Annotated in this window: 20 protein-coding genes; 8 read left to right on the top strand and 12 right to left on the bottom strand. The window is 67.6% G+C overall.

All coding sequences use genetic code 11. The annotated features are described in order from the left end of the window. Positions 1 to 25: 25 nt before the first annotated feature. The 6 genes from MKK58_RS06725 to MKK58_RS06700 form a co-directional block, all read right to left on the bottom strand. Entirely contained in the window at positions 26 to 748 is a 723-nt protein-coding gene (locus MKK58_RS06725; RefSeq protein WP_238279748.1) for a DUF599 domain-containing protein, read from the bottom strand. Positions 749 to 863: 115 nt separating this feature from the next. Continuing rightward, complete coding sequence (locus MKK58_RS06720; protein ID WP_243911330.1) at positions 864 to 1,142, bottom strand: acylphosphatase; 279 nt, start codon at positions 1,140 to 1,142, stop codon at positions 864 to 866. After that, positions 1,142 to 1,573, bottom strand: a complete 432-nt coding sequence (locus tag MKK58_RS06715; protein ID WP_243911329.1) for a gamma-glutamylcyclotransferase — start codon at positions 1,571 to 1,573, stop codon at positions 1,142 to 1,144. Before MKK58_RS06715 ends, MKK58_RS06720 begins: the two co-directional genes overlap by 1 nt. 67 nt (positions 1,574 to 1,640) lie before the next feature. Further along, on the bottom strand, positions 1,641 to 3,644 hold the full coding sequence (locus MKK58_RS06710) for an acetyl/propionyl/methylcrotonyl-CoA carboxylase subunit alpha (protein ID WP_243911328.1): 2,004 nt from the start codon (positions 3,642 to 3,644) through the stop codon (positions 1,641 to 1,643). 211 nt (positions 3,645 to 3,855) lie between these two features. Continuing rightward, positions 3,856 to 4,290 carry a hypothetical protein gene (locus MKK58_RS06705; RefSeq protein WP_243911327.1) on the bottom strand — a complete coding sequence of 145 codons (435 nt, stop codon included), beginning with the start codon at positions 4,288 to 4,290 and terminating at the stop codon, positions 3,856 to 3,858. 201 nt (positions 4,291 to 4,491) lie between these two features. Beyond that, entirely contained in the window at positions 4,492 to 4,914 is a 423-nt protein-coding gene (locus MKK58_RS06700) for an aspartate 1-decarboxylase (RefSeq protein ID WP_243911326.1), read from the bottom strand. A 401-nt stretch (positions 4,915 to 5,315) separates the two neighbouring features. Between MKK58_RS06700 and MKK58_RS06695 the strand changes: the two genes are divergently transcribed. Beyond that, on the top strand, positions 5,316 to 6,245 hold the full coding sequence (locus tag MKK58_RS06695) for a histone deacetylase family protein (protein WP_243911325.1): 930 nt from the start codon (positions 5,316 to 5,318) through the stop codon (positions 6,243 to 6,245). Positions 6,246 to 6,269: 24 nt separating this feature from the next. Here the strand turns inward: MKK58_RS06695 and MKK58_RS06690 are convergent, their stop codons facing one another. From MKK58_RS06690 to MKK58_RS06680, 3 genes are read right to left on the bottom strand one after another with little or no spacing between them, the layout of a single operon-like run. Then, positions 6,270 to 7,319: a sensor histidine kinase gene (locus tag MKK58_RS06690; RefSeq protein ID WP_243911324.1), complete on the bottom strand. Its 1,050-nt coding sequence runs from the start codon at positions 7,317 to 7,319 to the stop codon at positions 6,270 to 6,272. 13 nt (positions 7,320 to 7,332) lie between these two features. Then, the gene (locus MKK58_RS06685) at positions 7,333 to 7,746 is read right to left on the bottom strand and encodes a response regulator (protein ID WP_238279740.1); all 414 of its coding nucleotides are present in this window, start codon (positions 7,744 to 7,746) and stop codon (positions 7,333 to 7,335) included. Positions 7,747 to 7,780: 34 nt separating this feature from the next. Continuing rightward, positions 7,781 to 9,679 (bottom strand): MHYT domain-containing protein, encoded by a 1,899-nt coding sequence (locus MKK58_RS06680; protein ID WP_243911323.1) that lies wholly within the window; start codon positions 9,677 to 9,679, stop codon positions 7,781 to 7,783. 185 nt (positions 9,680 to 9,864) lie between these two features. Between MKK58_RS06680 and MKK58_RS06675 the strand changes: the two genes are divergently transcribed. Continuing rightward, positions 9,865 to 11,487: an ABC-F family ATP-binding cassette domain-containing protein gene (locus MKK58_RS06675; protein WP_243911322.1), complete on the top strand. Its 1,623-nt coding sequence runs from the start codon at positions 9,865 to 9,867 to the stop codon at positions 11,485 to 11,487. Between the two features lie 18 nt (positions 11,488 to 11,505). On the opposite strand, the gene MKK58_RS06670 is transcribed toward MKK58_RS06675, so the two are convergent. Beyond that, positions 11,506 to 13,413: a sigma 54-interacting transcriptional regulator gene (locus MKK58_RS06670; protein ID WP_279578251.1), complete on the bottom strand. Its 1,908-nt coding sequence runs from the start codon at positions 13,411 to 13,413 to the stop codon at positions 11,506 to 11,508. A gap of 171 nt (positions 13,414 to 13,584) precedes the next feature. Between MKK58_RS06670 and MKK58_RS06665 the strand changes: the two genes are divergently transcribed. The 5 genes from MKK58_RS06665 to MKK58_RS06645 all read left to right on the top strand — a co-directional run bounded on the left by MKK58_RS06665 (position 13,585) and on the right by MKK58_RS06645 (position 18,745). Further along, entirely contained in the window at positions 13,585 to 14,946 is a 1,362-nt protein-coding gene (locus MKK58_RS06665) for a CmpA/NrtA family ABC transporter substrate-binding protein (protein ID WP_243911321.1), read from the top strand. A gap of 3 nt (positions 14,947 to 14,949) precedes the next feature. Beyond that, positions 14,950 to 15,789 carry a nitrate ABC transporter permease gene (gene ntrB / locus MKK58_RS06660; RefSeq protein WP_243911320.1) on the top strand — a complete coding sequence of 280 codons (840 nt, stop codon included), beginning with the start codon at positions 14,950 to 14,952 and terminating at the stop codon, positions 15,787 to 15,789. Between the two features lie 5 nt (positions 15,790 to 15,794). Beyond that, positions 15,795 to 16,790, top strand: a complete 996-nt coding sequence (locus tag MKK58_RS06655) for an ABC transporter ATP-binding protein (RefSeq protein ID WP_243911319.1) — start codon at positions 15,795 to 15,797, stop codon at positions 16,788 to 16,790. Between the two features lie 36 nt (positions 16,791 to 16,826). Beyond that, on the top strand, positions 16,827 to 17,315 hold the full coding sequence (gene cynS, locus MKK58_RS06650; protein ID WP_243911318.1) for a cyanase: 489 nt from the start codon (positions 16,827 to 16,829) through the stop codon (positions 17,313 to 17,315). A 737-nt stretch (positions 17,316 to 18,052) separates the two neighbouring features. Continuing rightward, positions 18,053 to 18,745 carry an NYN domain-containing protein gene (locus MKK58_RS06645; protein WP_243911317.1) on the top strand — a complete coding sequence of 231 codons (693 nt, stop codon included), beginning with the start codon at positions 18,053 to 18,055 and terminating at the stop codon, positions 18,743 to 18,745. 272 nt (positions 18,746 to 19,017) lie between these two features. Here the strand turns inward: MKK58_RS06645 and smpB are convergent, their stop codons facing one another. Together smpB and dapA are read right to left on the bottom strand one after the other, a co-directional pair. Continuing rightward, positions 19,018 to 19,491 (bottom strand): SsrA-binding protein SmpB, encoded by a 474-nt coding sequence (gene smpB / locus MKK58_RS06640; protein WP_243911316.1) that lies wholly within the window; start codon positions 19,489 to 19,491, stop codon positions 19,018 to 19,020. 82 nt (positions 19,492 to 19,573) lie between these two features. Next, complete coding sequence (gene dapA / locus MKK58_RS06635; protein WP_243911315.1) at positions 19,574 to 20,473, bottom strand: 4-hydroxy-tetrahydrodipicolinate synthase; 900 nt, start codon at positions 20,471 to 20,473, stop codon at positions 19,574 to 19,576. Between the two features lie 187 nt (positions 20,474 to 20,660). On the opposite strand from dapA, the gene MKK58_RS06630 reads away from it, so the two are divergent. Next, the gene (locus MKK58_RS06630; protein ID WP_243911314.1) at positions 20,661 to 22,931 is read left to right on the top strand and encodes a lytic transglycosylase domain-containing protein; all 2,271 of its coding nucleotides are present in this window, start codon (positions 20,661 to 20,663) and stop codon (positions 22,929 to 22,931) included. Positions 22,932 to 22,985: the final 54 nt, after the last annotated feature.

Below are 22,985 nucleotides of genomic sequence, written 5' to 3'. Positions count from 1 at the left end.
TGGCGCGTCGGCTTTTTTGGAATCGTCATGGCTGCCACCCCTGCCCTGTCCCGTCGTCTTCCGCCAGCAGGGCCGCGCGAATTTTCGAGGCGAATTGCCGCCGCCACATGACGAGGACCACCGCCGTGGTCGTCAGCATGAGGAGCCAGGGACTCACGAACCAGCCGAGATAGGCCAGGGCGAAGAAGAAGGCCCGCTGTCCGCGCGCGAAGTGGCTGCCGGCGGCGATGTTCATCGCCGCTGCTTTGCGGGCGGCACGCTGCATCTGTTCCGGTGTGGCGCCAGATCCCTTCGGCGGCACGGCGCCGAGGAGGATCGCGCCGTAATTGAACAGGCGGTAGGCCCAGGAAAACTTGAAGAAGGCGTAGACGAACACGACCGCCAGGCCCGCGACCTTGATCTCCCAGGTGACCCGCGTGGCGATGGCCCCGAAGGGCAGTGCCCCGAACAGGGTGAGCACGTCGTCGCCGGAGCGCGACAGGGTCAGCACGCCGCCCAACGCGATCAGTGATGTCGAGGCGAAGAAGGCGGTGCCGTTCTGCAGCGAGGCGTTGATGGTGGTGTCGACCACGCGATTGTCGCGCCCGATGAGCTGGCGCGTCCACTCGGCGCGCTGGGCGTTCATGATCTGGCTGAGGCTGGTGCGGCGCCCGCGCATGCGCGCGACGGCGACGCCATATCCGGCCCAGGCCGCGACGAAGTAGCAGAGCGCCGCGAGGTCGAGATAGGAGAAGTCGGCGGTAAGCATCAGGTCCGGTCTCTGGACGCCCGGTGGCCGGCCGCCTCCCACCGGGCGCTAGCCTGGATGCCGACAGGCTGTCCACCCGTCCTGTACCCTCAAACCGATCGAAGGGCGTCCGGCGTCAGCGGATCGCGAATCCAGCCTGTGGCGGCGCCCCGCCGTGATCGGACACGACCACGTCGTTGACCCGCGCGCCGGGGGGCCCGTGCCGGCAGGCCTCCAGCATCCGACCGACAGCGTCCGCCGGACCCGAGAACACCGCTTCGACGCTGCCGTCGGGCCGGTTGCGGACATGGCCCGCGAGGCCCCGGCGATCGGCCTCGTCCCGCGTCCACATCCGGTATCCGACACCTTGGACCCGCCCACGGATGATGACGGCAACGGTACGAATCTCGGACATCACGGGGTTCGTCCTCGCTGCCAGGCCTGCAATTCGGCGCGATACGTCGCCGGCAGTTGCGCAGCGGTGGCGGCGGCCAGGACCGCTTCCAGGTAGCCCGGGCGGGGTGAACCCGTGACGCTCGTGCCGCCGAGGTAGATCAGCGCTCGTTTCGATCCACCCGGCACCGTGACCGGCTGCATCGCTTTGATATAGAGGCCCGAGGCCACACCCTCGTAGCGGTCGAGGGCCGCTACGTCCCCGAGGGCGAGGTCCCACAGGATTCCGAACACGGTCGCACGCGGATCGCGTACGACCGAGGCATAGCCCTCGCGCATGATGATGAAGCGATGCCGGTTCAGGCGGCCTTGCCCAATCAAGGTTGAGCGCGGGCAGCGCGCCGCCATCGCGCCGGCGTCCATGTTCGCGCCGTAAGCGAAATAGAGGGGCATCGACCCGTCCCTGGCTCTTGTCACGCACGCTTCGTCCGAGAGGCGAAGCGCGCGCGGCGGCGGATCCTCAGGCGAATTCGAGGATGACGGCGTCGACCGCGAGGCTGTCGCCTTCCTTCGCGGCGATCTTGGCGACGGTGGCATCGCGTTCGGCGCGCAGCACGTTCTCCATCTTCATCGCCTCGACGATAGCGAGCGCCTCGCCGTTCTTCACCTCCTGGCCCTCCTTGACCAGGATCGCCTTGACGAGGCCGGGCATCGGGCAAAGCACCTGCTTGCCCGAACCCGCATCCTCCTTGACGGGCATCAGGGCGGCCAGCGCTGCTTCGCGCTGCGTGTAGACGCGGGCTTCGGCGGCGGCGCCGGCATGCTGGAGCGCGACGCCGTTGAGGAGGCCACGCACCTGCATGGCGACGCGGGTGCCGGCGATCTCACCCTGCCAGACCGGCTCGCCGGGACGCCAGTCGCTCGACACCGTCCAGGTTTCGCCGTCCTCGGCCTTGACGATGAGGGTGCCGCCCACCGCCTCGACGGTGACCGGATAGGATTCGCCCGCCAGCACCACGACGCGCTCGCGCTCGAAATGCAGCAGGGCGGGGTCGCGCATCTGGCCCGAGATGCCGCGCTTGCGCTGGTTCATCTTGTGATCGATGGCCGCGGCCGCGGCCGCCATGCGCCGGGCGATCTCGCCCTTCGGCTCGGGGGCGACGAAGCCCTCCGGAAACTCCTCGGCGATGAAGCCCGTGGAGAGATTGCCCGAGCGCCAGCGCGGATGCGCCATCAGGGCAGCCAGGAACGGGATGTTGTGGCGGATACCGTCGATGGCGAAGGCGTCGAGGGCCTCGCCCTGCGATTCGATGGCCTCGGCCCGGGTCGGCGCCCAGGTGACGAGCTTGGCGATCATCGGATCGTAGTGGATCGCGATCTCGCCGCCCTCCTCCACGCCGGTGTCGTTGCGCACGGTCGCGGCGCCGAATTGCCCCTCTGCCGGCGGCCTGTAGGTGGTGAGGCGGCCGATCGAAGGCAGGAAGTTGCGGGTCGGGTCCTCGGCGTAGACGCGGCTCTCGACGGCCCAGCCATTCAGCTTCACGTCCGCCTGAGCCAGCGGCAGGGCCTCGCCGGCCGCGACGCGGATCATCAACTCGACGAGGTCGAGGCCGGTGATCATCTCGGTGACCGGATGCTCCACCTGGAGCCGGGTGTTCATCTCGAGGAAGTAGAACGACTTGTCCTGGCCGGCCACGAACTCCACCGTGCCGGCGGAATCGTAATTCACGGCTTTCGCCAGGGCCACGGCCTGCTCGCCCATCTTCTTCCGGGTCGCCTCGTCGAGCAGCGGCGACGGCGCCTCCTCGATGACCTTCTGGTTGCGGCGCTGGATCGAGCACTCACGCTCGCCGAGATAGATCACGTTGCCGTGCTTGTCGCCGATCACCTGGATCTCGATGTGGCGTGGATCGGTGATGAACTTCTCGACGAAGACGCGGTCGTCTCCGAAGGACGAGGCGGCCTCGGACTTGGCACGAGCGAAGCCCTCGGCGACCTCATCGGAGGAGTATGCGATGCGCATGCCCTTGCCGCCGCCACCGGCCGACGCCTTGATCATCACCGGGTAACCGATCTCGTCCGCGATGGTGACGGCGTGCTCCGGGCTCTCGATGACGCCGAGGAAGCCCGGCACGGTCGAGACGTTGGCGGCCGAGGCGGCCTTCTTGGATTCGATCTTGTCGCCCATCGCGGCGATCGCGCCCGGATTCGGCCCGATGAAGACGATGCCGGCCGCCTCGAGCGCACGGGGGAAGGATTCCCGCTCGGACAGGAAGCCGTAGCCGGGATGCACCGCCTGGGCGCCGGTCTGCTTGCAGGCGTCGATGATCTTGTCGATCAGCAGATAGGACTGCGCGGCCGGGGCCGGGCCGATATGCACAGCCTCGTCGGCCATGGCGACGTGCACGGCGTCTCGGTCGGCGTCCGAGTAGACCGCCACGGTCTTGATGCCCATGCGGCGGGCGGTCTTGATGATGCGACAGGCGATCTCGCCACGGTTCGCGATCAGAATCTTGTCGAACATCTTTCCGCGCACTCTGCTCGGTTGGGTCGGTTGTGGCGCGTCGAAACGCCCAAGCTCGTCCCCGTTAAAGCAGTTATGCGGCTTCGGGAAGCTGATCGCTCCGGGGGTCTCCAGAGTTTTCTTGCGTGCGCCGCAGTCATGTTAAGGTGCGTTGCACAAATGGATTTTGTATGCGCGGAAGCGTGACGGCCGGACGGCGCGGGTGCCCCGGTCAGGCGGCCAGGAGCATCATCGCCGAGGCTTTCGTCTCGGCGATGTGGCGGTTCGCGGCCAGCGCGAAGGCGATGAGTGCCTCGTCGCTGGCCTGGGCCTCGCGCACGACCTCGCGGGCGATTCGGGCGGCGAGCGCGGTCGGGCCGCTGCCGTTGCCGAGTGATCCGACGAGCCAGCGGGCCACCTCGGCGTCGATGTAGCCGGTCGGCCGCTCGCCCCACACGGCGAAATCCACCACAGAGGTCACGAGGTAGTCGCCGAAGGCGGCATCCGAGGTCGCCACGCGGTCGAGGGCGATGAGCATGTCGGCCTCGTCCCGGCAGGTCAGGCCGTCGGGAAGGACGTTCCGCGTGAGAGCCTGGACGTCCTCGGCGGTGATGCGGCCGGCGGCGACGATACGGTTACAGAAAACCTGCAGCGAAAGGTTGATCATCTCTTAGTACCTCCCCGGCTTTGTCTTGGCCGGCCTGTGTGTCTTTCGATAGTTCGACTATGCGGGAGGGCATCGTTCAAGTCCTTAACGCACAAATCTGAATCGACGTTCAGGTTAAAGCCTGCTCACGAATGAGCGTTTCGAAATCCTGACCTGCCTTCCGCGTCGCCGAACCTCGGCGCGCGATCGCGATGCGTGGATTCATGCGATCGGTCCGGTGCTGAGGACGCGCATGTCGAGCCGCCCCTCCGCGTCGCGGAAGACATCGTAGGCGACACGGTCGGCAACAGTGTTGCCGTCACCAAAGATGAGGACCTTCGGCTTTTGCGCGATGACGTCCGCCACCGAACCGTAGGTCGACGAGGCGATGATGACCTCGTCACCGACCTGACAGGTCCGCGCGGCAGCCCCGTTCAGGATGCAGCAGCGTGAGCCGGCTGCTCCGTAGAGGACGTAGGTGCTGATCCGCGCGCCTGACATCTTGTTCCAGATCTCGACGAATTCCAGCGGATCGAGTCCGACCTCCCGGCAGAAGTCGGCGTCGAGGGTGATCGAGCCGTGATAGTTGAGGTCGGCGCCGGTCACCCGAAGGCCATGCAACTTGGCGCGAACGAAATTCTGCATCGTCTGGACTTCCCTTGTGCGGCCGTGTCCGTGCATCGGCGCCGGCCCGTGATTTCGCGATCGACCATCGGGGCCGCCGCCCCGCGCTTCCGCGCGTGTCGCGCCTCGCTTCCGCGCAGGCTCATCGCGTGCGGGCGGCCCGCAATGCAAGCGTAGATCCCCCGTAGAGCGAATCTCAGGCTTCACGGGCTCGCCCGGCCCACCGTCCGAGTGTGGGTGTGGGTCAGCGGCGGAGCGTATCTGGAAAATCGTGGCCTGGTCGACGAAGGCTTGCACAAACGAAGGCTTGCACAACCGGAACGCGGCGCGCATCCCGGCATGGTGGAGCGCGCGCAGGCGTGACACATCTGCGATGCCCGCTGCCGCGCGGCGGCGCGCCGCGATGCTGCCGGGGGACGACCGTGACGACGCTGTACGTGAGCCATCCCGCTGCCCTTGACCACGCCATGCCGGAGGGGCATCCCGAGCGGGCCGACCGCATCCGCGCCGTGGACCGGGCGCTGGAGGACGAGCGCTTCGCCGGACTCGTGCGTGCGCTGGCACCGAAGGCCGCACCGGAGGTGCCGACCCTCGTCCATCCGGTGCCCTACGTGCAGGCGATCATCGAGGCGTCCCCGCAGGACGGCTACGTCCAGATCGACGGCGACACCCTGCTCTCGCCCGGCACCCTGGAGGCGGCCCTGCGCGGTGTCGGCGGGGCGGTCCACGCCGTCGACGCGGTGATGACGGGTGAGTGTGCCAACGCGTTCGTGGCCATGCGTCCGCCCGGACACCATGCCGAGCGCATGACCGCCATGGGCTTCTGCCTCTTCAACAACGCCGCCATCGCTGCCCGCCACGCCCGCGAGAGGCATGGGGCGACCCGCGTCGCCGTGGTCGATTGGGACGTCCATCACGGCAACGGCACCCAGGACATCTTCTGGGACGATCGGTCCGTGATGTACGCCTCGACCCACGAGATGCCGCTGTTTCCCGGCACCGGCGCACCCGGCGAGCGGGGCAACCACGACACCATCGTGAATGTGCCCCTGCGCGCCGGCGACGACGGCACCGTCTTCCGCGAGGCCTTCGAGGCTGTCATCCTGCGCCGCCTCGAGTCCTTCGCGCCGGATCTCGTCATCATCTCGGCGGGCTTCGATGCGCACCACCTGGACCCCCTCGGAAGCGTACGCCTCACCGAGGCCGATTTCGGCTGGGCCACCCGCCGCCTCATGGAGGTGGCCGAGCGGCATGCCGGCGGACGCGTCGTCTCGGTGCTGGAAGGGGGCTACAGCCTCAAGGGACTCGGGCTTTCCGTCTCGGCACACGTGGATGCGCTGATGGGGCGTTGAGGCGTCGCGGCGGCGTGTCCGGCCTCAGCCCTGGAACGACAGCGTCGCCCGCGTGCCCGCACGGCCGCTGGCATAGACCAGGGCCGTGCGCAGGTTCGTCGCCATCGCCTTGACGATGCGGGAGCCCAGACCGGTCCCGCGAGGCTGGCCCTCGCCGGTCCAGCCGATCCCGTCATCCTCCACGGTCAAGGTCAGGCCGTCCGCGCCCTCGCGGACCACCGAGACACGAATCTCCCCCGGCACGTCCGGTGGGTAGGCGTACTTGTAGGCGTTGGTCACGAGCTCGGTGACGACGACGCCCACAGAGACCGCCTTGTCGGTGGCGAGGCGCATCGGGGCCGCGTCCAGGCGGATGGCGTGGTCGCGTCCCGCTGCCTTCATCGCCGCCTGAAGTTCCTCCACGAGGCTGGCGAGGTAGGCGTCGAGGTCGACGGCCTCCACGTCGTCGGAGGTGTAGAGCCGTCGGTGGATGCCGGCGATCGCGGAGATCCGCGCCTGCATCTCGCGCAAGGCCGCCTTGGCGGCCGGGTCGACGACCGCGTTGGTCTGCATGTGCGTCAGCGCCGCCACCAGCGCCAGCGAATTGGCCACGCGGTGATTGACCTCACGCAGCATGATCTCGGCCCGGTCGCGGGCCTCGCGCACCGCCTGTTCGGCCCGCTCCTTGTCGCGCCGGAGCGCCTCCTGGCGTAGGGCCGTGTCGACCGCCTCGCCGAGGAGTTCGCGGAACTGGCCCTGGAGGTCCTTCCAGACGTAGTCGACGGCGCCGGCCTTCAGGGCCGCCACCGCGACGCGGCTGTCCTCGGACCCGGTGACGTAGACGACGGGCGGCGCCTCGGGCAGGGCGCGGATGCAGGGCAGGATGTCGAGGCCGGTCTGGCCGGGCATGTGATGGTCGAGGGCCACCACGTCGATGCCGCCCGCCCCGAGGCGGGCCAATCCGGCATCGCCGTCGAGGGCCAGTTCCACGGCGTAGCCCCGCGCCGTGAGCGCGCGCTGCACCAGCCGCCCCAGGCCGGGATCGTCGTCGATGTAGAGGACGCGTCCGCGGCCTGAAGGCACGGTCTCGGTCATGAGCGGGCGGACATCATGGGTTTTCCGGCACTTGCATGACCGAGAAGAACAGCCCGAGCTGCCGGATGGCGTTGGCGAAACCCTCGTAGTTCACGGGCTTGGTGATGTAGACGTTGGCGCCCAGATCGTAGCAGCGCTGGACCTCGCGGTTGTCGTCCGTGGTGGTGAGGACGACGACGGGCGAACGCTTGGTGTGCGGGTTCGCCTTCACCTTCTCGAGGATGTCGATGCCGGTCATGTCCGGCAGGTTGAGGTCGAGGAGGATCAGGATGTGGCGCTTGGCGCTCGCCTCGCCGGAGCCGTCGGCACCCAGGAGGTACTCGAGCGCAGACGTCCCGTCCCGGAAGGGCAGGATCGTGTTGTTCACGCCCGCCCGGCGGATGTTGCGCTCGATCAGACGGGCATGACCCTCATCGTCCTCGATCATGACGATTTCGACGGCGTTCACGCTGGCCGAGCCCTTACTCTGCTGCGAGCCGCACCCGCGGCCCGTCCCGATCGGGAATGGACGAGGCATGACCTGTAACGCTCTCGCGGGGCAGCGTCACGCTGAAGGTTGTGCCGATGCCCAACTCCGAGTCGATGTGAATGCGCCCGCCGAGGGAGCGCACGAGCGCTTTGACGTGGGCGAGCCCGATGCCCTCCCCCGGCTTGTCCTGCGCGCCGGAGCGCCGGAACAGCTCGAACACCCGAGCGTGGTCCCGCGCGGCGATGCCCCGGCCGTTATCGATGACACTGAAGCAGACCCGGCGTCCGCCGACGGCGTCGGCGCGGATCTCGACCCGGCCTGGCCGGGCGGGATCGAGGTACTTCACGGCGTTGTCGATGAGGTTTCCGAATACCTGCTCGACGGCGAGCCGGTCCGCCTCGATGACGGGAAGGTCGGGGGCGACGATCACCCGCGCGCCCGCCCGCTCGGTCTGATGGCGCTGGGCGTCGGCGATGCGATTGAGGAGCGCCGTCATGTCGAGGCGTTCCGGCGCGAAGGTGCGGCGCCCCTCGCGCGACAGCTTCAGGATGGCGGCGATCAGGCTCTCCATCCGGGTCACGGCCGCCTTGATGAAGCCGAGGGCTTCCTCGAGATCGGCGTCGATCCGCGCCGTCTGCGGATGATCGCCCAGGGCCGCGCGCACGTCCTCACGGGTGGCGTCGAGCTCGCTGGTGAAGCCCATCACGTTGACGAGGGGCGCGCGCAGGTCGTGGCTCACGATATAGGCGTAGCGCTGGATCTCCTCGTTCGATTCGCGCAGCTCGGCCTCGGCCAGACGCTGCTCGGTGATGTCGGTGTGCACGCCCACCCATTCGCGGATCGCCCCGCGGGCATCCGTCACCGGCACGGCCCGGATCGCGTAGTGGCGCCAGCCCCCATCGGCGGAGCGCACCCGGTGCTCGTGCACGAAGGTCCGGCGCTCCCGCACTGTCTCGTTCCAGGCGTCGATGCTGGCCTGCTTGTCATCCGGGTGCACGGCGTCGGCCCAGCCATAGCCCTGGTACTCGGCGCGGGTCTGGCCGGTGATGGCGCTCCAGCCGGGTTGGTCGCCGATCATCCGGCCCTCCGCGTCGTTGGTCCAGAGCACGCCGCGCACGGCCTGGACGGCGGCCCGGAAGCGCGCCTCGCTGGCGCGCAACTCGGCCTGGACCCGTTGCTGGTCGAACGAGGAAGCGAGCATCGCCAGGAAGAGGATCAGGAAGGTCGCGCCAGAGACCCCGAGGGCGAGGTTCTGCTGGGCATGGCTCAGGACGGCTTCGTGGAGCGCGTGGGTGCCCAGCTCCTCGGCGGTGAAGGTCGCGGCCGCCATGCCGGTGTAGTGCATGCCCGCCACCGCGATGCCCATCACCACGGCGGCGATAAGCTTCTGCCAGACGCTGTTTCGACGGAATGTGAGCCAGAGCGCTGTGGTCGCGGCGATCACCGCGATGAGGACCGAGACCATCACCACGGGCCAGTGATAGGCGAGGTTGCCCGGCACGCGCATCGCCGCCATCCCGGTATAGTGCATCGCCGCGACGCCGAGCCCCATCACCGGGCCGGCGATCAGGAGGCTGCGGCCCGTCGCACCCCGCCAGCTGATCCACGCGAAGGCCGCCCCGGTGAAGATGACCGCGAGGATCAGGGACAGCGCGGTGATGGGCAGATCGTAGGCCGCCGGCATCCCCATCTCGAAGGCCAGCATGCCAACGAAGTGCATCGACCAGATGCCGCCGCCCATCGCGACCGCCGCACCGGCGATCCAGCCCCAACGGCGCTTCGATCCGGTGGCGTCGACGCGGGCACCGAGGTCCAGCGCCGTGTAGGACGCGAACACCGCGATGGAGATGGACAGGGCGACGAGCGCCGGATTGTAGCCGGTGTGAACCATCGTTGCGCGCGGAGAGCCGTTCCGGAAGTGACGGGGCGAACCTATCCGGTCCGTCGGCCCAGAGCCATCGTCGGCGCAGGCCGCATCGATCCGATCGGTTGCCGCGCTGCACTACCCCTCGGCGCCCGCATGCCGTAAGGCCGCTGCACCCGCCCGAGCCATCGTGACTCCGTGATCCGCACCCCATGATCCGCCTCGAAAAAATCGGCAAGCAGAACGGCCGCCAGATCGTCTTCATCGAGGCCTCGGCCGCGCTTCAACGGGGCGAGAAGGTCGGCCTCGTCGGCCCGAACGGCGCCGGCAAGACCACCCTGTTCCGGATGATCACCGGCGAGGAGCAGCCCGACGAGGGTCAGGTCGCCGCCGATCGCGGCATCACCATCGGGTATTTCAGCCAGGATGTGGGCGAGATGTCCGGCCGCACCGTGGTCTCCGAGGTGATGAACGGTGCCGGGCAGGTCAGCGCGATCGGGGCCGAGCTGAAGGAGATCGAGCAGGGGCTGGCCGACCCCGACCGGGCCGACGAGATGGAGGCCCTGATCGAGCGCTACGGCGAGGTCCAGGCCCGTTTCGAGGAACTCGACGGCTACGCGCTGGAGGGCCGCGCCTACGAGGTGCTGGCGGGCCTCAGCTTCTCGCAGGAGATGATGGACGGCGACGTCGGCAAGCTCTCGGGCGGCTGGAAGATGCGCGTGGCGCTCGCCCGCATCCTGCTGATGAACCCGGACGTGATGCTCCTCGACGAGCCGTCGAACCACCTGGACCTGGAAAGCCTGATCTGGCTCGAGGCTTTCCTGAAGGGCTACGAGGGCGCCCTGCTGATGACCTCGCACGACCGCGAGTTCATGAATCGGATCGTGACGAAGATCGTTGAGATCGACGGCGGCCAGCTCACCACCTATTCGGGCGATTATGCCTTCTACGAGCAGCAACGGGCGCTGAACGAGACCCAGCAGCAGGCGCAGTTCGAGCGCCAGCAGGCGATGCTGGCGAAAGAGATCAAGTTCATCGAGCGCTTCAAGGCGCGCGCTTCACATGCCGCGCAGGTCCAGAGTCGGGTCAAGAAGCTCGACAAGATCGAGCGGGTGGAGCCCCCGAAGCGCCGCCAGAGCGTCGCCTTCGAGTTCCTGCCGGCCCCCCGCTCCGGCGACGACGTCGTCATGCTGAAGAACGTGCACAAGCGCTACGGCAGCCGCACCATCTACGAAGGCCTCGATTTCGCGATCCGCCGGCGCGAGCGCTGGTGCGTGATGGGCATCAACGGTGCGGGCAAGTCGACGCTCCTCAAGCTCGTCACCGGCACCGCCGCGCCCGACGACGGCAGCGTGGCGGTGGGCGGCAGCGTCAAGCTCGGCTACTTCGCTCAGCACGCCATGGATGTCCTCGACGGCGACCGCACGGTGTTCGGATTCCTGGAGGATTCCTTTCCGCAGGCCGGCCAGGGCAGCCTGCGGGCGCTCGCCGGCTGCTTCGGCTTCTCGGGCGACGACGTGGAGAAGCGCTGCCGCGTGCTTTCCGGCGGTGAGAAAGCCCGCCTGGTGATGGCGCGGATGCTCTACGACCCGCCGAACTTCCTCGTCCTCGACGAGCCGACCAACCACCTCGACATGGGCACCAAGGAAATGCTCATCGCCGCGCTCGCAAACTACGAGGGCACGATGCTCTTCGTGAGCCACGACCGGCACTTCCTCGCCGCGCTCTCGAACCGCGTCCTCGAACTCACTCCGGACGGGATCCACCAGTACGGCGGCGGCTACACCGAATACGTCGCCCGCACGGGCCAGGAGGCACCGGGCCTGCGCAGCTGAGGCTGCCTCCGCCGGTGTTCAGGACCGTTTCCCGCGATACGCCCGGCCGTCGATCCCCAGCACCTTGATCCGCGAGGCCAGGGTGGTGGGCCGGAGCCCCAGCATCTCGGCCGCCCCCCCTTCGCCGAACACCTTGCCGCCGGTCATCGCCAGAGCTGCCTCGATCTCGGCGCGGTCGCGGGCGCGCCGTTCGCCCTCCGTCACGGGCTGGATCGCTGGGGCGAGGGACGGGACCGCGTCACGGCCGCGCGCTGTGGGCTCCGCCTCCGGCAGATCGAGATGCAGGCGGCCGCGCACGGCCAGGATGGCGCCGCGCTCGATGACGTTCTCCAGTTCGCGCACGTTTCCCGGCCAGGGATAGCGCGCAAGGCGGCGCGCATCCCCTTCCGTCAGACGCGGCTCCGGGATGTTCAGGCGGCGCGCGGCCCCTTTCAGGAAATGCTGCGCGATCAGGGGAATATCTTCCGGGCGCTCGCGCAGGGGGCTCGCCGCGATCGGAAAGACGTTGAGCCTGAAGTAGAGATCCTCGCGGAAGCGGCCGCGCCGGACCTCATCGCGCAGATCCCGGTTGGTGGCGGCGATGAGGCGGACGTCGACGGCGCGGGTGCGCTCGTCGCCGACGCGCTCGAAGGAGCGTTCCTGGAGCACCCGCAGCAGCTTGCCCTGGAGGTCGAGGGGGATCTCCCCGACCTCGTCGAGGAACAGCGTGCCGCCATCCGCGAGCTCGAAGCGCCCGACCCTGTCCCGCAGGGCACCCGTGAAGGCGCCCTTGGCATGGCCGAAGAACTCGCTCTCGAACAGCTCGCGCGGGACGGCGGCACAGTTCACCCGGATCAGCGGCCGGTCGCGGCGGCGGCTCGCCTCGTGGATCGCGCGGGCGATCAGCTCCTTGCCCGTGCCGGATTCGCCCGTAACCAGCACTGTGGCGTCGGTGCCGGCCACGAGGTCGATCTGGCGCAGCGTCGCCTCGATGGCGGGGGAGCGGCCGATGATGCCCTGGTGGTGGCTCTCCAGCCGGATCTCCTCCTTGAGGTAGGCGTTCTCGAGTTCCAGGCGCTCGCGCAGGGAATCGACCTCGGCGAGCGCCTGGCGCAGGCGCTCGTCGGCTTCGCGGCGCTGGCTGACGTCCCGAAACACGATCACGGCGCCGAGGAGGCGGCCCCGGTCGCGGATCGGCGTCGAGGTGTATTCCACCGGGAAGGCGGTGCCGTCGCGGCGCCAGAACACCTCCGTGTCGACCTGGTGCACGGCGCCATCGCGAAAAGCCGCGTAGATCGGGCAATCGTGGTGGGGGTAATGCGCCCCGTCCGGATGGGTGTGGTGCACGGTGGCGTGCATGTCCTTGCCGACGAGGTCGGTGGCGGCCCAGCCCAGCATGCGCTCGGCGGCCGGGTTGATGAAGGTGGTCACCCCCTCGGCGTTGACGCCGTAGATGCCCTCTCCGGCCGCCCGCAGGATGAGCTGGTTCTCACGCTCGATATCGCGAAAGATCCGCTCCATGCGCTGCCACTCGGAGAGGCCCGCGCGCATGTGGGCGTCGGCCTGCGCGTCGACCTGCCGATGGCGGCGATCCTCCAGGTCGGACAGCGTCACAAGCATCAGCGGCGCCGCGCTCGTGAGGAGCGAGCCGGCATATTCGAGGCGCAGCGCCCTGCCCTCGCCGTGGCGCGGGCTCAGCGCGTGCGTCCACCAGTGGCCCTTGGCCTGCACCGCCTGCGTGAACACAATCAGCGTCGGCAACTGGCCGGGATGCAGCGTGCTCGCGGGCATGGCCTGAAGGCCGCCTCGCGGATGCCCGAGCAGGCGGGCGGCGGCCGGGTTGGCGTCGACGATGCGGTCCGCTGCAGGATCAAGCACCAGCATGGGCTCGCGACCCTCCTCGAAGGCGAGTCCGAAGTCAGGCTGACCGCCCGCATGTCCGGTCATCGGCGGTCCTGTGTCACGAAACTTCGGAGTCTGGCTCCGTGATTTCGTAGATCACAAATTCTCGTAGATGTCGATCGATCCGCTAAGCTGTTGTCAGATTTGCCGAAAGATTTCCGCGGGCGTTGGCATGCTGCTTGCCAACGATGGGCATCACCCTGCGGCGAGGCAATCATGGCCCTGTTCGACAATCCCTTCGATGCGTCCCGCCGGCTTCGTCGCGGCGGCTGCTCCTGCGGCGCGCATGATTCTCAGAGCGAGCACGATGCGGCCTTGCCGAGCGGAGATGCGGCGATCCTGCGGGTCGTCGAGGGCACGGTGATGCGGGCGCTGTTCCCGCGGGATGCCGAGCGGCGCGCCTTCCTGAAGAGCGTCGGGGCCGGCACGGCGCTCGCCGCCGTCAGCCAGTTACTGCCCACGGGCCTCATCGCCGAGGCCTTCGCGCAGGGCGCCAAGCCCGAGAAGACCGATCTGAAGATCGGCTTCATCCCGATCACCTGCGCCACACCGATCATCATGGCGAAACCCATGGGCTTCTACGAGAAGCAGGGCCTCAACGTCGACGTGGTGAAGACCGCCGGTTGGGCGGTGATCCGCGACAAAACCCTGAACCGGGAATACGACGCCGCCCACATGCTGGCGCCGATGCCGATCGCGATCTCGCTGGGGGTCGGCTCGAACCCGCAGCCCTACACCATGCCGGCGGTGGAGAACGTGAACGGGCAGGCGATCACGCTGGCCATGAAGCACAAGGACCGGCGCGATCCGAAGGACTGGAAGGGCTTCAAGCTCGCGGTGCCGTTCGACTACTCGATGCACAATTACCTCCTGCGCTACTACCTCGCGGAAGCAGGCATCGACCCTGACACCGACGTGCAGATCCGCGCGGTGCCGCCGCCCGACATGGTCGCGAACCTGCGCGCCGACAACATCGACGGCTTCCTCGCCCCCGACCCCGTCAACCAGCGCGCGGTCTACGACGGCGTCGGCTTCATCCACATCCTGTCGAAGGAGATCTGGGACCGGCACCCCTGCTGTGCCTTCGCGGCCTCGCAGGACTTCATCACCCAGACACCGAACACCTACGCGGCCCTGCTCCGGGCCATCATCGAGGCCACCACCTACGCGTCGAAGGCCGAGAACCGGAAGGAGATCGCTGCGCAGATCGCCCCGGCCAACTACCTGAACCAGCCCGTGACGGTGGTGGAGCAGGTGCTGACGGGCACCTTCGCGGATGGCCTCGGCAACGTGCGCAAGGTGCCCGACCGCGTCGATTTCGATGCCTTCCCCTGGCAGTCCTTCGCCGTCTGGATCATGACTCAGATGCAGCGCTGGGGTCAGATCAAGGGCGACGTCGACTATGCGGCCGTGGCCGCCAAGGTCTACCTCGCCACCGATGCCGCCAAGCTGATGAAGCAGAACGGCCTCACGCCCCCGGAGACCACCACCAAGAGCTTCGTGGTGATGGGCAAGACCTTCGATCCGGCCAAGCCGAAGGAATACCTCGACTCGTTCAAGATCAAGCGGGCGGGCTGAACCATGGCCAACACCCTTCGGTTTCGCGCCGGCCTCGTCTCGCTTGCTCTACTGCTCGCCTTCCTGCTCACTTGGCAGATCGCGGTGAGCGGCACGGCCAAGACCGAGGCGATGGACCCGGAATACGCCGCGCTCATGGGCGCCAGCGCCACAACCGGAAAGTCGGCGATGCCAGGGCCCCTCGATGTGGGCGCCACGATCTGGAAGCATCTGCGGGACCCGTTCTACGACCGGGGGCCGAACGACAAGGGGCTCGGCATTCAGCTCGCCTATTCAATCGGCCGCGTGGCGCTCGGCTACGGGCTCGCGGTGATCGTGGCGATCCCGATCGGCTTCCTCATCGGTATGTCGCCGCTGATGGGCCGGGCGCTCGACCCCTTCATCCAGTTGCTGAAGCCGGTCTCGCCCCTCGCCTGGATGCCGCTCGCCCTCTACACGATCAAGGATTCCGGGCTCTCGGCCATCTTCGTAATCTTCATCTGCTCGCTCTGGCCGATGCTGATCAACACCGCCTTCGGGGTCGCCGGAACACGCAAGGAGTGGCTCAACGTCGCCCGAACTCTGGAGGTCGGCCCGTTCCGCCGGGCCGTCACCGTGATCCTGCCGGCGGCGGCGCCCACCATCCTCACGGGCATGCGCATCTCCATCGGCATCGCCTGGCTCGTCATCGTGGCGGCCGAAATGCTCGTGGGTGGCACCGGCATCGGCTATTTCGTCTGGAACGAGTGGAACAACCTCTCGATCACCAATGTGATCACCTCGATCCTGGTCATCGGCCTCGTGGGCATGATCCTCGACCAGGTGCTGGCGCGGGCGCAACGCCTCGTCACCTTCCCGGAGTGAGCGCCATGGCCACCCTCCTCCCCTTCCGCGCCTTGCCCTTCCGCTCCGGATCGTCGGACACCACCGGAGACGCCCGCATGCCATCCCAGACCACGCCCCAGTCCGAGAAATTCATCTCGATCGAGGGGATCGCCCGGCGCTACCCCGCGCCCGGCGGCACCAGCACCACGGTCTTCGAGAATCTCTGGCTACCGATGCGGCGGGGCGAGTTCGTCTGCATGATCGGACATTCCGGCTGCGGCAAGACCACGGTGCTCAACATCCTGGCCGGGCTGGAGGCGCCGAGCGAAGGCGTCGTCATCGCGGACGGGCAGGCCATCGAGGGCACCAGCCTCGACCGGGCGGTGATCTTCCAGGGCCACGCCCTCCTGCCCTGGCGCACGGTTTTGGGCAACGTCGCCTACGCGGTCTCCTCGCGCTGGCGCAAGGCGCCCAGAGCCGAGGTCGAGGCCCGGGCTCGCAAGGCGATTCGTACGGTGGGGCTGGCCGGATCCGAGCACAAGCGGCCGTCGGAGCTGTCGGGGGGCATGAAGCAGCGCGTCGGCATCGCCCGGGCGCTGGCCATCGAGCCCAAGATCCTGCTCATGGACGAGCCGTTCTCGGCGCTCGATGCGCTGACACGCGGCACGCTCCAGGACGAGGTCAGGCGCATCTGCGTGGAGACCGGTCAGACCGTCTTCATGATCACCCACGACGTCGACGAGTCGATCTATCTGGCCGACCGCATCGTGCTGATGACCAACGGCCCGCAGGCCAAGGTGGCCGAAATCGTCGAGAACCCGCTGCCGAAGGTTCGCGACCGCACGCAGTTGCACCACGCGCCCGGCTACTACGCCCTGCGCAACCACCTGATGGACTTCCTCGTCACGCGCTCGAAGACCCTGCGGGACGCGATGCCAGCCGGCTACGACCAGCGCCACCCGCCGGTGATCCGCCCCAGCCTGAGCGAGGCGGACACCGCCGCACTCCTGGGCGCCGAGGCCCCGGCCCTGCGCGCCTGACCAATCCCCTTCCAACCCGTCACGGAGACGAAAGCCATGAAGCGCGAAGACCTCACCGAGAAGCTCCTCGACATCAAGCGCGAGAAGGGCTGGACCTGGAAATACATCCAGGACGAGATCGGTGGCATCTCGCCCATCCTGATCACCGCCGCCTGCATGGGCCAGATGAAACTGCCCAAAGCCCAGGCCGCCAAGGCTGCCGCCCTGTTCGGCCTCTCGCAGGCCGAGGAGCGCATGCTGAACGAGGCACCGTTCCGCGGGTCCATTGCCCAGATGCCCCCCACTGACCCGCTGATCTACCGCTTCTACGAGTTGGTCATGGTCTACGGCACCACCTGGAAGGAACTGATCCAGGAGGAGTTCGGCGACGGTATCATGTCGGCGATCGACTTTAATATGACCATGGAGCGCGAGCCCAACAACAAGGGCGACCGCGTGAAGATGAACCTTTCGGGCAAGTTCCTGCCCTACAAGTACTATGGCAACGAGGAAGGCGTACCGGATTACGGCTTCAAGGAAGGCTGAGGACGATCCTCCCGCCCCCGGGCGCGTCGGGACCGAATAAGGGCGCCCCCGGGCCCGGCGGCGTGGGGGCGGCCGCATCGGACAGGTCGGAGGAGTCCGCGCGTCGAAGGCCTCGATCATGGCGAGCGCCGGACAAGATGGGCGTTCGCCTTCATCCGGGCGCCGGCGTATCGCTAGATGTCCTTGCTTTGAAGGTTGTCCATACGGGTGGGGCAGAGGAGGTCGCAGTTGCGAAGCCTGCAAACCTGCACCTGGAACTTCGGATGTGCTGCGCCTGTGCTGGCCGCCGTCCGGTGTCGGTCGTCCACGTGGTGGTCAACGGGATCTGGGTGAGGGACGACGCCTCCTGTCGAAAAGCAATGAGCTAAGGGCGAGCGAGGGCTGCTGAGGCGGCGCTGGCCTTCCGAGGCCGATGCCTTGTTGGACCGCGCGCGTGAGGCAGGTGCGACCGCGGATGAGGTGCATTCGATGGCGACAACCCGTTGGCGCTTACCCTGAAGCGGCCGATGACCGACACGACGAACACAGGTCACAAAATTGACATTCCCAAGGCTATGATAATAGTTGTACAGCGCTTGAGTTGCAACTTTTGCTACGATTTTATCTTTATTGTCTGCTTGTAAAGAATAATTTCTTATGTCTTCATTGGAGTTTAATATTAATGGGTTTTTAATATCGCTCAGGATCATATATCTCGCTCATTGAGTCATTTTGATAGACAAATTTTGGATCATTGCATGCATTCCGGTCAACGCAGTGCGCTCTTTATTGATGGAGCAAATCTATATGCGGCAACAAAAGCTCTTGGTACGGAAATCGATTATCGGCGACTTCTGAGAGAATTTCAGTCTCGTGATTTGCTCGTGCGGGCATTCTACTACACGGCAGTCATCGAAGATCAAGAATACTCTTCGATTCGACCACTGATCGATTGGCTGGATTACAATGGGTTTTGCGTTGTCACGAAGCCCGCCAAGGAGTTCGTGGATTCGCAGGGACGGCGAAAAGTCAAAGGTCACATCGACATCGAGTTGGCGATCGATGCCCTCGATCTGGCCCCGCGCATCGATCACATGATCCTGTTCTCGGGTGACGGCGATTTTCGTTCGCTCGTGAAGGCCATGCAACGGCGCGGCGTGAAGGTCACCGTCGTCTCGACGATCCAGACGCAGCCCGCCATGATTGCCGACGATCTGAGGCGCCAAGCCGATGAATTCGTCGACCTTGCTCATCTGCTGCCGCGGATCGGACGCGATGCCGGCGAGCGGTCACCGCGCAACCACGAGACACGTGGGCAGGAGGCACGCCCCCATGGCGAAACGCCCACGCGCTCGCGCGGGGAGGGATCGGCGGATCGCTCGGTGCGGCCGAGTCCGGCCCTGGAAAGTCGCTACGGCATTCGTCAGAACGACGAGGTCTCTGAAACCTGACGCGACGGTTGCTTCGGACGCCCTCGCTCCTCGAGCCGTCCATACTGCGCTGCCGTGCCGATTAGAATCGGGCGCGGTAGCGCGGGTTCGCGACAATCGCATCGACAGCAAGGCCCCGCGCCGAGGCTGACCATCGCGATCTCCGACGACCACCGTTCGGGGGCGAGGACCAAAGCAGATTTCGCAAAAGTGGCTGCCGGTTTTGCGACGACAATCCGCGACACACCAAGACCCTAAGCGGACGAAGCGTTGGCGTGCCAACGCGAGGCTGCTTAGCCTCGATCCCGCAGGATCCGGGCGCGGTCACGCTGCCAGTCGCGCTCCTTGGCGGCCTCGCGCTTGTCGTGGAGCTTCTTGCCTCGGCCAAGGCCGAGCTCGATCTTGGCCCGGCCCCGCTCGTTGAAGTAGATCTTGAGGGGCACGACGGTGAAACCCTCGCGCTGGGTGGCGCCGATCAGCTTGTTGATCTGCTTGCGGTGGAGCAGCAGGCGACGCGGCCGCTTGGTCTCGTGGTTGAAGCGGTTCGCCTCGACGTATTCCGGGATGTAGGCATTGAACAACATCAGGTCGGTGCCGGACGGACCGGCATAGGCCTCGCCGATGGTCGCCTTGCCCTTGCGCAGGGATTTGACCTCGGTCCCCGTCAGGGCGAGTCCCGCCTCGAACGTATCGGTGATCTCGTAATGGTAGCGGGCGGCGCGGTTGTCGGCGACGACGCGGCGGTTCGATTCGGGTTTGGGAGCCATCACAACGTCGGGTCAGGCCGGCCGCGCCATCGCGACCGGGCCGAGGAATATGGTTCTGCGCGGTCCGCTTCGCCAGTCGGGCTCAGGCGTCGAGCAGGCCCGCATGGCGCAGGGCGGCATCGACAAGCGCCTTCGTCTCCGCGCTGACCGTGAGGAGCGGAAGTCGGACCTCGTCGGTCATCAGGCCGAGGCGCGCCAGGGCATACTTCACGGGAGAGGGGTTCGGCTCCACGAACATGCTGGCGTGCAGGGGCATCAGGCGGTCCTGGATCGCGAGGGCCTTGGCGTAGTCGCCTCCCAGCGTCGCCTCCTGCAGGTCGGCGCAGAGCCGGGGTGCCACGTTCGACACCACCGAGATGCAGCCACAGCCGCCATGGGCGTTGAAACCGAGCGCCGTCGCATCTTCGCCCGAAAGCTGGACGAAGTCCTCGCCCATGGCCTGGCGCTGCAGGCTGACCCGGTCGAGCTTGGCCGTGGCATCCTTCACGCCGGCGATGTTCTTGAGTTCGTACAGGCGCGCCATCGTCTCGACGCTCATGTCGACGATGGAGCGGCCGGGGATGTTGTAGAGGATGATCGGGATGCCGATGGCGTCGTTCACGGCCTTGAAATGCGCGTAGAGCCCGCCTTGCGTCGGCTTGTTGTAGTAGGGCGTGACCACGAGAACCGCATCGGCCCCGGCCTTCTCGGCGTGGCGCGCGCGTTCCACCGCCTCGGCGGTGGAATTGGAGCCGGCGCCGGCGATGACGGGTACGCGGCCGGCGGCCTCCTCGATGCAGATCTCGACCACGCGGTCGTGCTCCGCGTGGCTCAGGGTCGGGCTCTCGCCGGTGGTGCCGGTCGGAACGAGCCCGTGGATACCCTGCGCGATCTGCCAGTTCACGAATTTGCGGAAGGCCGCCTCGTCGAAGGCACCGTCCTTGAACGGGGTCACGAGGGCGGACATCGCGCCCCTGAGGCGTCGTGTGGAGGTCTCGGTCATCCTGGCGTTCCCAGCCGTCGGTCTCGTCATGCGCCGGTTGTCCGGCCGCGTCCCGCTTCGCGCGGACGGGCAGACATAGGCCCTCGGCCGCACCGGCGCAAACGCTGCTTTCACGGGGTTAATGCCTTCTTAATGCCCTTCGGGTGAGCTTGAAGGTCTGTCCACGGTGATGGGACTGGAAGAACCAATGGTGTTCTCGACGCAGCGCGCAGCCCTGATGCTGGCCCTTAGCCTTGTTTCGGCCGGCGCCCTCGCAGCCTCCACGGGCCTGGAGGGGGACGCGCCGAGCCTCCGCCCGGCCAGCGATGCGGTGGCCCCCTCCGCCGCCCTGCCCGAGGCCAAGGTCGCCGACCCCATCGCGGTGGATGCCCTGAAGATCGAGGCGAAGACGCCGGAGGCCGCTCCGAGCCAGGGCCTGCCGGCGGCCGCCAAGGCCTACGCCTCCGCCGATCCCGAGGCGGGCATCGCCTTTCCGATTCCGGATGCCACCGTCTCTCCGGCGGCTCCCGTCCCCGAGGTCCCTGACCCGAGCCGCGCCGCCCAGGTGGCGCCCGATGTCGACTTGCCCGCGCTGCGCCAGGCGATCGACGCCTATCGCAAGGGCCGCGTCTCCGAGGGCGACCGCCTTCGGGACGGATTCAAGGACCCGGCGGCGCGCGCCCTTCTCGAATGGGTGGCGATCCGGGCAGGCGCCGGCATCGGCTTCGAGCGCACCGTCGCCTTCACCCGCAGCAATCCCGACTGGCCGGCCGGTCCCCTCCTCCGCCGCCGCGCCGAGGAGGCCCTGCTCACCGAGCGTCGCAATCCCGCGACCGTGCGGGCTTACTTTGCCGCCTCGCGGCCGGCGAGCGCGCCGGGCAAGTTCGCCCTGGCCCTGGCCTTCCGGGCGGAAGGGCTCGACGAGGACGCCGCCGCGCTGGTGCGCGACCTGTGGCGCTCCGAGACCTTCGGGCGGAACCTCGAGATGCGGGTGCTCGATGCCTTCCCGACGACGCTGAGCCGGGTCGATCACCGCTACCGGATGGAGCGCGCGCTCCTGAAGGAGGATTACGACACGGCCGGGCGGGCGGCGACGCTGGCGGGCGGCAGCTACGCGACCCTCGTGCGTGCGCGGCGCGCGGTGGAGGACAAGAGCTCGAGCGCGCCGGCCGCTCTCAACGCGGTGCCGCCGGCCCTGCGGAGCGATTCCTCCTATATTCTGTCGCGGGCTCAGTACCTGCGCCGCCACGACAAGTTCGTGGAGGCGGCCGCGATGCTGGCCACCGCGCCTACGAACCCCGACGTGCTGGTCGACGGCGACGAGTGGTGGGTCGAGCGCCGGATCGTCGCCCGCAAGTTGATCGACGCCAACGACCCTGGAGCCGCCTACGCGGTGGCGCGGGCACCCTGCGCCCGCACCGTCGAGAAGCGGATCGAGGCCGAATTCCACGCCGGTTGGATCGCACTGCGCTTCCAGGACGACGCGGCGAAAGCGGCGCAACACTTCGCCGAGGCCGCCCGGATCGCCGAGACGCCGATCTCGCTCGCCCGCACGGCCTATTGGCAGGGACGCGCCGCCGAAGCCCTTGGCCAGTCCGGTGCCGCCAAGGGCTTCTACGAGCGGGCGGCCCTTCAGCCCATCGCGTATTACGGCCAGCTGGCACGCACGAAGCTCGGGCGCTCCAGCCTGTCGCTGCGCAGCATCGCGAGCCTCGACGCCGCCCAGCAGGTGGCCTTCGACCAGCGCCTCTACGTGCGGGCCCTGAAGATGCTGGAGGCCGCTGCGATCCGCGACCTCGCGCTGCCGCTCTACATCGACACGGCCAACCGCCTCACCGACGCGGCCGAGCTCGAAGCGCTCGGAAACATCGCCGCCGAGCAGCGCAACTCGCGGGCCCTCGTGGCCATCGGCAAGGCGGCGGTGCAGCGCGGCCTGCCCCTCGACGCCCATGCCTACCCGACCATCGGCATCCCGAATTATGAGGCGTCGGCCGCCGTTCCCCTGGTGGAGAAGGCGATGGTCTTCGCCATCGCCCGGCAGGAGAGCCAGTTCGATCCGCTCGCGCAGTCCAGCGTCGGCGCGCGTGGGCTGATGCAGATGATGCCGGCCACCGCCCAGCGCACCGCCCGTCGCGTCAACGCCAGCTTCGACCAGGACCGCCTGACCAGCGATCCCGCCTACAACGCCCGCCTCGGCCAAGCCCATCTCGGCGAACTCATGGAGGATTGGCGCGGCTCGTACATCCTCGCGTTCGCGGCCTACAATGCCGGCGGCGGCAACGTGAAGAAGTGGATCGATGCTTTCGGTGACCCGCGCAGGGCCGGCATCGACCCGATCGACTGGGTCGAGCGTATCCCCTTTACGGAGACGCGCAACTACGTCCAGCGGGTGATGGAGAACCTGCAGGTCTACCGCAACCGCCTCGACGGCAAGAGCGCGCTCCTCATCGACGGCGACCTCCAGCGCGGCGCACGCTGAGAACGCGTGGTCAGGCGGGCCCTGCTGCGCTACTTGGCAAGGTCTCGCCCCCTG

The organism is Methylobacterium sp. J-078 (assembly GCF_022829285.1).
Taxonomy (GTDB): Bacteria; Pseudomonadota; Alphaproteobacteria; order Rhizobiales; family Beijerinckiaceae; genus Methylobacterium.
Note: the sequence above shows the minus strand (reverse complement) of the source record. Positions and strands in the feature narration are given on the sequence as shown.